Genomic DNA, 11,547 nt, shown 5'->3' on the forward strand with positions numbered 1-11,547 from the left:
TTCTTTAATATCTTAGCGCAAATTTTGAAAAAAACATCAATCTAAATCGATTATAAGAAATGACGAAAGTAACCGTAGTCGGAGCCGGAAATGTTGGTGCTACATGTGCAGATGTATTGGCCTACCGCGAAATAGCTGAAGAAATAGTATTAGTTGATATCAAAGAAGGTGTTGCTGAAGGCAAAGCATTGGATATCTGGCAAAAAGCCCCTATCAATGCTTATGATAGCAGAACTATCGGAAGTACAAACGATTATTCTAAAACTGCTGGATCTGATGTAGTAGTAATTACTTCAGGTTTACCACGTAAGCCTGGTATGACCAGAGACGATTTGATCGAAACCAATGCTGGTATTGTGAAAATGGTAACAGAAAATGTTGTTAAACATTCGCCAGATGCCATTATCATTATCGTTTCCAATCCATTGGATGTAATGACATACCAGGCTCATATCGTTTCTAAATTACCAAGAACAAAAGTAATTGGTATGGCAGGAATCCTTGATACTGCTAGATATAGAGCATTCTTGGCTGAAGCTCTTGATGTTTCTCCAAAAGAAATTCAAGCGATCTTATTGGGTGGACATGGAGATACCATGGTGCCATTGCCAAGATATACTACTGTTGCAGGTATCCCTGTTACTGAATTAATTGGTAAAGAAGCTTTAGATGCGATTATCGAAAGAACCAAATCTGGTGGTGGAGAGCTTGTTAAATTGATGGGTACTTCTGCATGGTATGCACCAGGATCTGCAGCTGCTCAAATGGTAGAAGCGATCGTTAAGAATCAAAAAAGAGTATTCCCTGTATGTATTAAGTTAGAAGGAGAATATGGAATTGATGATTGTTACTTGGGAGTACCTGTAGTCCTTGGTAAAAATGGTATTGAAAAAGTTATTGAATTGGATTTGAATAGCGATGAAAAAGCGCTATTGGAAGTTTCAAGAAGTCATGTGAAAGAAGTGATGGCCGTTTTGGATAAAATCGGAAACAAATAATTAGAAATTTATATTGTCATAAAAAAATCCCAACTTTGAATCGTTGGGATTTTTTTGTTTTTTTATGTGTAGTTGGTAAACATTAAATGAAAAGGGCCTATTGAAAAATCTGCTGATAATTTTATTGATTTTGGTGTTTGGATTCATCGCTTTCCTATTGGTGAAGGATGATTTTTTTGACTCCAAGTTAAATGGGTTGGAAGTAGTTCCCTCAAATGCCATTTTCGTTTTTGAAACCAATGACCCAGTGGGGTATTGGAACAACTTGGTGAACCAACCCGTATGGGAGAAACTTCACATTTTACCCGCTCTTGCTAATGTGGAATCCCAATTGGTTTTACTGGACAGTATAACTGGGAAAAATGGAAACCTTGATAAATACCTTAAAGGGCATAGATTTCGCTTGTCATTGCACCCTATTGGAAAAGGTGCATTTGGGTTTTTAATTTCTGTTGCCTTTGAGAACGAGCATTTTTTTGAATTCCTTAAAAACCTGGAAGAAGGACCTGATAATGGTATTCCTGGTTTAAAGAAAAGAAATTACAGTGGTGTGGAACTCTACGAGTTTAAAACCGAAAGGGGAGAGCAAACCTTTACCTTTACCCGTTTTGAAAATGTGTTGATGGGAAGCCATACTTCTTTTCTTGTAGAAGATGGCATACGCTATGCAAAATCTTTGGAGTTGAAAAACTTCAAACAATCCCAACCTCATCTCTTCCAACCGTCAACCCCATTGAATTCCAGAGGGGTACTAAGGTTTTCTGGTGAAGGATTTGCCGCTTTGGTCAATGAATTGACAGACGACAATGCAGAGCTATTATTGAAAAACCTTAGAGAGAACAAATTGTCCTCAAATTTGGTCCCTGCTTTTAGTGATACCTCCATTTTGTTTAGTGGACAAATGTATACCAATGGGACAACAGGCACCATGGAATTTGAAGGTAATGTTCCTAGTGGCCTGTCCTTTGCTCCGGTAATAAGCAATAGGGCTGCATGGGTCACCCAATACTTGTTTTCGAGTTTTCAAGGGTTCAAACAAATACCTAATTTGGCATTTAAACCAAGGCCTTTAATAGTAGCTACACTAGACGAAAGCCTAGAAATACAGGATTTTTTAAATGGATTGGGAGGGGAAGCCACAATGGTGCTTGAAGAAAATCTATTTGATAAAAACCCTAACCAAATTCTTTTGCTTCATCCAGAGAACACTGCAAGGAGGTACCTAAATCTGGAAAAATTTGCTTTAGAAGTAAGTCAAAACGATAGCACAAAGCTCTTCAAAGAATATTTTATGGGAAAAGAAATCTTTATGCTTGACATAGAAGAGTTTCCTGCCCATATTTTTGAGGGGAATTTTACGGGCTTTTCTAGGAGTTACGTTTCTATGGCTGGAGATCATCTGATAATTGGTAACAGTCTAAAAACAGTAAAAAACCTTTTGGAGGATTTTTACAATGACAATACCTGGGGAAAATCTTTTGCTTACAAGGACTTACTGAAGGAACAAAACAATGGAGCCCCTATTCGTTTGATATTGAACAATGACCGGTTTTACCCCATTTTAATTCAAAATAGTGATGCTGCCTGGAGCCCGGTATTTCAAAAGTATGCTCCTATTTTTCGCTCTTTTGATTGGCTAAATATTTCCATCTTTAAGGAAGGTAGCGTGCAAATCAATTTGGACATTGATTTAGGTGAGCCGGAAATAAATAGGCAAATGATTCTTTCCGAATCCAGAAGTACATCTTTTGATAAGCCCTTGATTTTTGGGCCTAAGGGAATTCAAAATTTCAATGATAGAAGCACTGATTTTTTGGTGCAGGATGAAGACAATTTTATACATCTTATAAGTGGTGAAGGGGAGCGGGTATTTTCTCAGAGAATTCCAGGTGCTGTTTTAAGTGAGGTTCACCAAATTGATTATTTTAAAAATGGTAAACTTCAGCTGGTTTTTGCTACAAGGGACTTTATTTATGCCCTTGATAGGTATGGGAATTTATTACCTGAATATCCCATTCCTTTTGTAGAGGACAAAGAAATCGCCTTTTTAAATGTATTGGATTATGACAACAATCGAAGTTATAGGTATTTTGTAGCAGACACGGAGGGAGACTTGTATCTTTATGATCAGAAAGGCAATTTGCTGGAAGGCTGGTCACCAAATACCAACAGTGCTGGGCCTTTAAGTTATATGCCAGGTCACCACCGTGAACCCGGATTGGGCGATTTTATGGTCAGTCTTCACAACAATGGTAAACTAAACCTGTTTAACCGCAAAGGGGAGTCGAAAGTAGGTGGTGGCATTCTACTTGGGGATGGCATTTCCACAGCTTATGCCATTGAAGAAAGCAAGAACAAAGAGCCTTCCAAGCTCGTGACAGTCAATGAGGCTGGAGAGGTAATAAATGTGAACTTCAAAGGTGAGCTTACTTATAGAAATCAATTGCTTAGACCTGATACAGATACCAAGTTTAATTTGGTCAACGATCAGAATAAATCTGATTACGTTTGGGTTATAGAGGAGTACAATAAGCTTAAAGTGCTCAAACCAAATGAACAGGTGTTTTTTGAGATGAGTATTCCCTCAAGCGCTTTAGAATACAAGTATTTTTCCTTTGGTGATGGGAATAAAATTTTCGCAGTATTGGATAAAGTTCAGGATTTTGCCTATTTGTACAATGGGAAAGGTCAACTGATCAATCAAAAACCAATCAGTATTAGTCAAAGTCTTTGGATCAACTTTTCGGGAAGTGAAAATGAATACACGCTTGTAACAGTATATGGGGACAAGCTTTATGAGTATAAGATACCATTATAAATTAATATAGAAGGAAAATTTAATAAGTGAGGGGTATAATTAATTATGGATAATTGCATGCGAAATAGATTAGTAATAGGCTTTTTAGTTTTTTTTGGGTTTTTGTTTTCTGTTCAAGCGCAGGTTTTTGATTCCAGATCATTGATTCTTGAAGACACCACAGATCACAATAATTTTAGCTCTCCCTATCACACGACCTATACTTTTTTCTATAACCTGAATGAACCAAATTATAATCCTGAAATTGCTGCCAAGGCATTGAATATGCAGGGAAGTGAAGGGCAGGACGCAGCTGCCCTAGCTGTAAAACTGAAGCAGGTTTTTGATGGTAAAGGTGTTTTTGTTCGGATGAACACTGTGCCTAATTCTGCCGACTTTAGAGATTCTGTTAGGAATGGTCAGCAAGTGTATGTTTTTGATGAGCTAATGCTTCCTGCCGTTTATCTGGAGAAAGTCGGGGATCGTTGGAAGTTTTCTTCGGCCACTGTTAAAAATATAAAAGCATTACACCAAGAAACCTATCCCTTGGGGACAGCTAAATTGCTTGATATATTGCCTAGAATAGGTAGCCAAAGTTATTTTGGTCTTTACTTATGGCAGTTAACAGGTATTTTCTTTTTAGTCTTGATGGTTTTTACAAGCCATAAACTTTTCACTCTACTGATCGATAGGCTTTTTTATTACTTCCTCATCAAATCCGGTTATGGACAAATTGCGAAGCAGTACCTCCTTCCAGTGGCTAGAATAATAAGTATTTACATTATAATTTTGCTCTTGGCTATTTTTATTCGGGTTTTACAACTTCCGATTAGTGTGGCCTCTTGGGTTACCATACTCCTGAATGCCGCAGAACCTTTTATCGTTACGGTCATCTTTTATAAGTTGGTGGATGTGCTTTCAGCCTATATGGGAAGGATGGCTGATAAAACCACTTCTACCTTAGATGACCAATTGGTGCCTTTGGTCCGGAAGACCCTCAAGACTTTTGTAATTGTAATAGGTTCTCTATTTATATTAAAATACGGATTACGTATAGATATTGTCCCTTTCCTTACAGGTTTGTCTATTGGTGGTCTTGCCTTTGCTTTGGCGGCACAAGATACCATCAAAAATTTCTTTGGCTCCGTTATGATTTTTATAGACAAACCATTTCAGGTAGGTGATTGGATCACTAGTGGGGAAGTAGATGGGACAGTAGAGGAAGTAGGCTTTCGTTCAACCAGGGTCAGGACTTTTAGAAACTCATTGGTTTATATCCCGAATGGTAAAATTGCTGATGCCACTGTTGATAACCATGGACTTAGAAAATATCGGAGGTTTTATACCAATATTACCATTACCTATGATACTCCTCCGGAGTTGATTGAGGTTTACTTAAGTGGCTTACGTAAAATTGTTCAAAATCACCCTAAAACTAGAAAAGACTATTACAATATTTATTTGAACAATCTTTCAGCTTATAGCTTAGACATCATGTTTTATGTCTTTTTCAAGGTGCCTTCCTGGCCGGAAGAACTAAAGGCAAGAGAGGATTTGATTCTATCAGCGATTCGACTTGCCAATGAATTAGGGGTTAGGTTTGCTTTTCCAACGCAAACTTTACATATGGAAACCTTCCCCGAGAAAAAAGGGCTGATGCCTGTTTATGAAGATGACAAGGCTGCCTATCAAAAGCGTCTGGATGCTTTTATTAAAACCGAGAAAGGGGAGGAATAAATGGAGATGCTTACCATGCAATTATATGGCCAGTCTACCCTTATTACATTAACTACAGGATGATAATTTTTCCTTTAAATAGGATTTATTACAATGAAATTTTAACAAGAAAATTGCTTTCACTTTCCTCTTTATTGACTAATCCAAAGAAAGGGCTATCTTTTGCTATGAAATTGATTAATTCATGTTTAGTGATAACAGTGAAAAAGCAATTCTCTGATGGATTAACGGTAGAAAAATAGGGAAGATAGGGAATAATTAAGCGACTGTCAGTGAGATATAGGCTTATACCTTTGGCAATAATTTTCTTATTGTCCTTATCGTAAATACAAACAAAACCTTGTTGTTTTTCGTCGAAAGAACTGAAAATGGAATAGTTGATTGACTCTAACCATTTCCCTCTAAAGCCGGAATAACCCTTGTAAAGCTTATTTATTCTTTTGAATCCACGTCTTGAGATTTAAACAAATTACTATTTTGCCTTACTAATTTTTCATTGAAATCATAAGGGAGTGGGTTAGGAGAGTAGTTTAGTTGAAACCGTGCAGTAAATTGTCCCGATTTACTTATGTTATAAATTGTGTTGTCATAATTCTGTGAAAATAGGTATTCATCTCCAACCTTTCCAAATGGAGCGGTTGGAGTTGAAATTAGAGCCCCTCTAAAAACTTCATAAAAATGGAAAGCTGCATTTTCAATTTTAAAGGTCTCATCGAAAATACCGACTTTAAAGTACTCATTATGATGGGAAGAATTGAAACCACCATAGGTTATGTATTTATTTTCAATCTTTTGGATTGAAGTTAATGAAAGACGATCCTCACCCTTAAAACTTTTTTTTGGCATATAATTTTCATCAAAAATCAATATACGATTTAGTGAAGAATCAAAAATTTCGAGATTACCTTTATTATTAATCCAAAAGTCTGTGATCGTGGAAACTTCATTTGGACCGTTGCCAGTCGGAACAATGCTTTTGTACAATTCTCCTTCAGTATTGTAAATATGAATTCGATTGCTACCATACCTATCTAAAACAAAAAAAATGTCATGGAATTCCACCTTCCAAACTTCAGAGATATAATCTCCTTCATTAGGTTTTAAATGGGTAATTTCTAATTTTTTTATTATGGTGGATACATCGATGGAGTCTAGTACTTTGGAAGTATCTATTATAATTGGGATGCCAGAAAGTGGTTTTTCGCTAGTGTTTTTAATATTATTGTTGCAACACTGAAATAATAAAAATGAGCCTATGATTGATAAGAAAATTTTATATGAATTCATTAAATCTACAATTAAGTACTATTTATTTTTTTTTACTGATAATATCTCAAATAACGATATGAAGAAATCTATCCCAAATCCACGGGTTTAGGGAAAAAATTGGAAAGTCACCTAGTGAAGAAAGTATTAAAATTATCTGTAAAAATAAAATAAAACTATGGGTTTAATAATGTTCAGGAGGAATGTTCCTTGAAAGTATGAAATTACTGTTTAATTAGTCAATTTTCGAAGTTGTTGACCTCATTTTAATAACTATGGTTTGATTTTTGAACCTGTTATTCCAAATGAATTTTTAGCTAAATCGAAGAATTATGGAATTTGAAAATAAAGTTGCAGTAATTACTGGTGCCAGTAGTGGTATTGGCAAAGCAATAGCTACCACGCTTTCCGAAAATGAATGTACGGTCATTTTGGCAAGTAGAAGCATTGAAAAGTTAAAAAATATCCAAGCAAAATTGCCTCATGAAAGCATGGCGGTGGAAATAGATGTAAGTGATAGTCAAAGTGTGACCCAGGGTTTTAAGAAAATCAAAGACAAATACAATCGTATTGATATCTTGGTAAATGCTGCCGGTGTAATGCCTTTGAGTTATATGAAGAACAGGCACCTTGAGGAATGGTTGCAGACCATAGATGTAAATGTGAAGGGAGTGCTTCGCTGTATTTATGAAGTATTGCCGGAAATGAAGTGCCAAAAGTCCGGACATATTGTAAACATTACATCCGTGGATGGAAAAGAGTTGTATCAGGGAGGTGCCGTATATGGTGCGTCAAAAGCTGGGCTTATTGCCCTGTCAAGAGCCATGCGAATGGAGTTGTCTCCGGAATTTAATATTCGAGTGGCCTCTATTGAGCCGGGAACTGTAGCCACGAATCTAAGAAATGATATTACCGACAAAGAATTGCTGGAGGACAAAGATTATGGGGGAGATGAGGCCAAGCTTCAACCGGAAGACATTGCTCAGGCTGTGTTATATGTCTTAAATCAGCCAGACACAGTTAATGTTAATGAATTATTGATCAAACCTACCGGGAAAGCCTAGACTTCCTTTTTATCCTTTTTCAATGCTATTGCTTATAAGCTGGGCAATTTCTACTGTTCTCCATTTCCAAAACTTTTATTGTTTAGGGTGTGTTTTCTTTGTCTGTTTCGGGGGAATGGATTATTAATAGTCGTTTAAATGGGTTGATAATAATATTTCTTTTACTTATACTTACTAAATTAATAAGTTAGCCTAAAAAACGCATTAATTATAGGCATAAAATCCTTGACCTCGGCAGCACCCTATAAATTTATCCTTGATCTTTAATGCTGAATATGGTAAGAAGTGAAAGAACGATAAAAACAGATGAATGAATAATTGTATTCGAGTTGTATTGCTGTTGTTTGTTTCCTCATTGTTCTCCTGCAGCAATAAGAAGGATGTAATTGGTCCTGAATTAAAAAGCATAACAGAAAGTGTCTATGCATCAGGCTTTATAAAGAGTGAAAATCAATATGAAGTTCAGGGAAAGGTAAATGGTCCTATTAAAAAGGTATTTGTAGAGGAAGGCTCTTTGGTAAAAAAGGGGGATCCTATTTTTCAATTGGACAATGAAAACACAAAAATTGCTACTGAAAATGCGAGGCTTGCATCGGTGGCCGCTGATTTTTCGGTTAACGAAAATAAATTGCTTGATGCAGAAAATGCCATAGCTTTTGCAAAAAAGAAATTGACCAATGACTCCTTATTGTATCTGCGACAAAAAAAGCTGTGGAGCAAAAGTATTGGGACTAAAGTGATTTTAGAAAAAAGGCTATTGGACTATGAAAATGCAAAATTGAACCTAGCAACTGCCCACACCAATTATGAGGAGGTCAAGAGGCAACTTGAACTACAGTCCGAACAAAGCAAAAATAATTTAGAGATCGCGAAATTATTGGAAAATGATTATGTCATTAAAAGTGAGTTAGATGGACGGGTTTATAAGGTAAATAGAGAAGAGGGGGACCTAATCAATGGTTCAGAGGCAGCGGCTGTGATTGGGGGTGCTGATTTTTTAATTGAACTGAATATTGATGAATTTGATAGAGTAAAAGTGAATAAAGGTCAGCGGGTTTTTATTAGAATGGATAGCTACCAGTCTCAAGTTTTCGAAGCTGAGATAATTTCCATTGATCCAATGATGAATTCACGTACAAGGTCTTTTCAGGCAGAGGCGAAGTTTATCAAAAGGCCTGCCCAACTTTTTCCCAACCTGACAGTAGAGGCCAGTATTTTAATCCAAACCAAAGAAAAGGTTTTAACCATCCCAAGAAATTATTTATTCAATGACTCTTCTGTGATACTGGAAGGGGGTGAAGTCCGGACGGTTTCAACAGGCCTAATGGATTATGATTTGGTAGAAATTAAAAATGGTATTGATGGAAATACAAGGATAGAATTGCCGGAATAATGAAGGTCAAACACATCACAGAGATTTCCGGAGCCTTGATGAGAGCCAGATGGAAGCAGACATTTGTTGCTGCTGTGGGGGTGACTTTCAGCATAGCTTTGTTTATTTCCTTATTGGGTTTTATGGAGGGTTTAAACCAACTATTGGATGGGATAGTGTTGAATAGAACCCCACATATAAGACTTTACAACGATATCCTTCCTTCCAAAATACAACCTATTGAGTTGAGTGAAGATTTCAAAGACCATTATAACTTTATAAGCTCAGTAAAACCTACCAATTCGCGAAAAGAAATATACAATGCTCCCCAAATAATCAATAAGCTTTCTATGGATAACAGGGTATTGGGAGTGGCCCCCAAAGTAACTGCTCAAGTTTTCTATAACTTAGGCAATATAGATCTTAATGGGATAATAAATGGGATAGATCCCGCGAAGGAAGCAGCTTATTTTTCCTTCAATGATTATGTCTTTGCTGGAAATTCTTTGGATCTCAATCATGTAAACAATAGCATAATTTTGGGTCAAGGAGCTGCCAATACCATGCGGGCTAAGGTTGGTGATATTGTCACGGTCACAAGCACAGAAGGAGAGCAGTTTTCCTTAAAAGTCATTGGGTTTTTTCAGTCCGGTATCTCTGAGATAGACAAAGTACAGAGTTTTGCCAGCTTGTCAACTACCCAGAAAATACTTGGTGTAAATAATAATTACATCAGTGACATTCAAGTAAAACTAAAGGACTTAAACCGGGCGCCGGCAATTGCCAAAGAATATGAGCACTTCTTTAAAATTGATGCAGAGGATATTCAAACGGCCAATGCTCAGTTTGAAACTGGAAGCGGAGTGCGGTCTATTATTTCCTACGCTGTAGGGGTTACCTTATTGATAGTATCGGGATTTGGTATCTATAATATTCTTAATATGCTTATATATGAAAAAATGGATACCATTGCCATACTTAAGGCTACAGGATTTGCCGGTAATGATGTGAAGAAGATTTTCATTTCAATTTCTCTGAGTATTGGTGTTGTTGGCGGATTTGTAGGTGTGCTTTTTGGTTTCTTGCTTTCCTTAGCCATAGATGCCATCCCCTTTGACTCTCCAACGATGCCGATGGTAACTACTTATCCGATTGACTATGGTATTCAATATTATTCCATAGCCGCAATATTCGCCTTGGTGACTACTTTTTTTGCTGGCTGGTTCCCTGCCAAAAAAGCAAGTAAGGTTGACCCTGTGGTCATTATTAGAGGAAAATAAATGGAAAACAATATTATTTTAGAGGCCAAGACCATCAGCAAATCCTTTTTAAACCCCGTAAAGGTTGATGTATTGAAAGATGTTTCATTCAGCCTTTCCAGAGGGGAGTATGCTTCTATTATTGGTAAATCAGGCAGTGGAAAATCCACTCTCCTCTATATTCTTTCCACCATGGATTCGGATTTTAAAGGGGACCTTATAATAGATGGAATAAGTGTCAAAGGCAAATCTGAAAGACAGTTGGCTGCTATAAGGAATGAGAAGATCGGCTTTGTGTTTCAATTTCATTACTTGTTAAATGAGTTTTCGACCTTGAAGAACGTGATGTTACCGGGCTTTAAGTTGGATAAATTAAGTGAAGAAGAATTAGAACACAATGCCTATGGATACCTGAAAGATTTAGGCATAGAGAAATTGGCGCATAAAATGGCTTATCAATTGTCTGGTGGAGAAAAACAGCGGGTGGCCATAGCCAGAGCCATGATCAATGATCCGCTGATTATCATGTGTGATGAGCCTACAGGTAATTTGGACAGCAAAAATGCTGACATTGTGTTTAACATATTTAAAGAACTTACCGAGGCCTACAATAAAACACTTTTGGTGGTGACTCATGATATGGATTTTGCAAATAAAACATCACGCATCATTGAACTGGGTGATGGTAAGCTTTTGAGAGGATAATTTATTTTCTGAATTTCATGCATTCTGCTTTATATAAGTCGAGCCAGATTTTTTTTATACAAAATTCAAAAACATATAAAGTCCTGCATAAAACCCCAATTATTTTTTATAACCATGGGCTATCACTACATTGATAGTTGATTTGTTGCCTAGACTAATCTAGGTTAAACCCGGATTATGTTTTAGAATTTCTCCGTCCTGACTGTCTCGTCCTGAAAATGGTTGACACTTTTGTTTTTCAAATATAGTAAGTGTTTTAATTTCTAAGAAGTTTCATTTAACTTACAGTACCACGATAAAGCGGAGGCAAGCTCTGCTGAGGAGCAACTTGCCAAGGAATAGTCGTTTG

The 11,547-nt window shown here is 36.7% G+C and carries 8 protein-coding genes; 7 read left to right on the plus strand and 1 reads right to left on the minus strand.

Annotated features, from left to right (window positions below; translation table 11 throughout):
- Positions 1-59 precede the first annotated feature (59 nt).
- The 3 genes from mdh to AC13EX_RS01135 all read left to right on the plus strand — a co-directional run bounded on the left by mdh (position 60) and on the right by AC13EX_RS01135 (position 5,532).
- Positions 60-998, plus strand: coding sequence for a malate dehydrogenase (gene mdh / locus AC13EX_RS01125; RefSeq protein WP_048642048.1), 939 nt, complete (start codon positions 60-62; stop codon positions 996-998).
- A gap of 100 nt (positions 999-1,098) precedes the next feature.
- On the plus strand, positions 1,099-3,816 hold the full coding sequence (locus AC13EX_RS01130) for a hypothetical protein (RefSeq protein ID WP_482891208.1): 2,718 nt from the start codon (positions 1,099-1,101) through the stop codon (positions 3,814-3,816).
- Between the two features lie 57 nt (positions 3,817-3,873).
- On the plus strand, positions 3,874-5,532 hold the full coding sequence (locus tag AC13EX_RS01135; RefSeq protein WP_339711321.1) for a mechanosensitive ion channel family protein: 1,659 nt from the start codon (positions 3,874-3,876) through the stop codon (positions 5,530-5,532).
- 432 nt (positions 5,533-5,964) lie between these two features.
- Here AC13EX_RS01135 and AC13EX_RS01140 read toward each other — a convergent pair whose 3' ends face one another.
- Positions 5,965-6,819, minus strand: a complete 855-nt coding sequence (locus tag AC13EX_RS01140; RefSeq protein ID WP_482891209.1) for a 6-bladed beta-propeller — start codon at positions 6,817-6,819, stop codon at positions 5,965-5,967.
- A 311-nt stretch (positions 6,820-7,130) separates the two neighbouring features.
- Here AC13EX_RS01140 and AC13EX_RS01145 point away from each other — a divergent pair, with 311 nt between their 5' ends.
- From AC13EX_RS01145 to AC13EX_RS01160, 4 genes are all read left to right on the plus strand, one after another.
- On the plus strand, positions 7,131-7,862 hold the full coding sequence (locus tag AC13EX_RS01145; protein ID WP_482891210.1) for an SDR family oxidoreductase: 732 nt from the start codon (positions 7,131-7,133) through the stop codon (positions 7,860-7,862).
- Positions 7,863-8,172: 310 nt separating this feature from the next.
- The gene (locus AC13EX_RS01150) at positions 8,173-9,255 is read left to right on the plus strand and encodes an efflux RND transporter periplasmic adaptor subunit (protein WP_482891211.1); all 1,083 of its coding nucleotides are present in this window, start codon (positions 8,173-8,175) and stop codon (positions 9,253-9,255) included.
- On the plus strand, positions 9,255-10,514 hold the full coding sequence (locus tag AC13EX_RS01155; RefSeq protein ID WP_482891212.1) for an ABC transporter permease: 1,260 nt from the start codon (positions 9,255-9,257) through the stop codon (positions 10,512-10,514). Before AC13EX_RS01150 ends, AC13EX_RS01155 begins: the two co-directional genes overlap by 1 nt.
- A complete protein-coding gene (locus AC13EX_RS01160) occupies positions 10,515-11,198 on the plus strand; it encodes an ABC transporter ATP-binding protein (protein ID WP_339676401.1) in 684 nt (227 codons plus the stop codon). It begins immediately after the preceding gene.
- Positions 11,199-11,547: the final 349 nt, after the last annotated feature.

The organism is Cyclobacterium sp. L-R (genome assembly GCF_056859355.1).

Coding starts and splice junctions, on each gene's coding strand:
- mdh (WP_048642048.1), top strand. CDS start 60: ATGACGAAAGTAACCGTAGTCGGAGCCGGAAATGTTGGTGCTACATGT.
- AC13EX_RS01135 (WP_339711321.1), top strand. CDS start 3,874: ATGCGAAATAGATTAGTAATAGGCTTTTTAGTTTTTTTTGGGTTTTTG.
- AC13EX_RS01140 (WP_482891209.1), bottom strand. CDS start 6,819: ATGAATTCATATAAAATTTTCTTATCAATCATAGGCTCATTTTTATTA.
- AC13EX_RS01145 (WP_482891210.1), top strand. CDS start 7,131: ATGGAATTTGAAAATAAAGTTGCAGTAATTACTGGTGCCAGTAGTGGT.
- AC13EX_RS01150 (WP_482891211.1), top strand. CDS start 8,173: ATGAATAATTGTATTCGAGTTGTATTGCTGTTGTTTGTTTCCTCATTG.
- AC13EX_RS01155 (WP_482891212.1), top strand. CDS start 9,255: ATGAAGGTCAAACACATCACAGAGATTTCCGGAGCCTTGATGAGAGCC.
- AC13EX_RS01160 (WP_339676401.1), top strand. CDS start 10,515: ATGGAAAACAATATTATTTTAGAGGCCAAGACCATCAGCAAATCCTTT.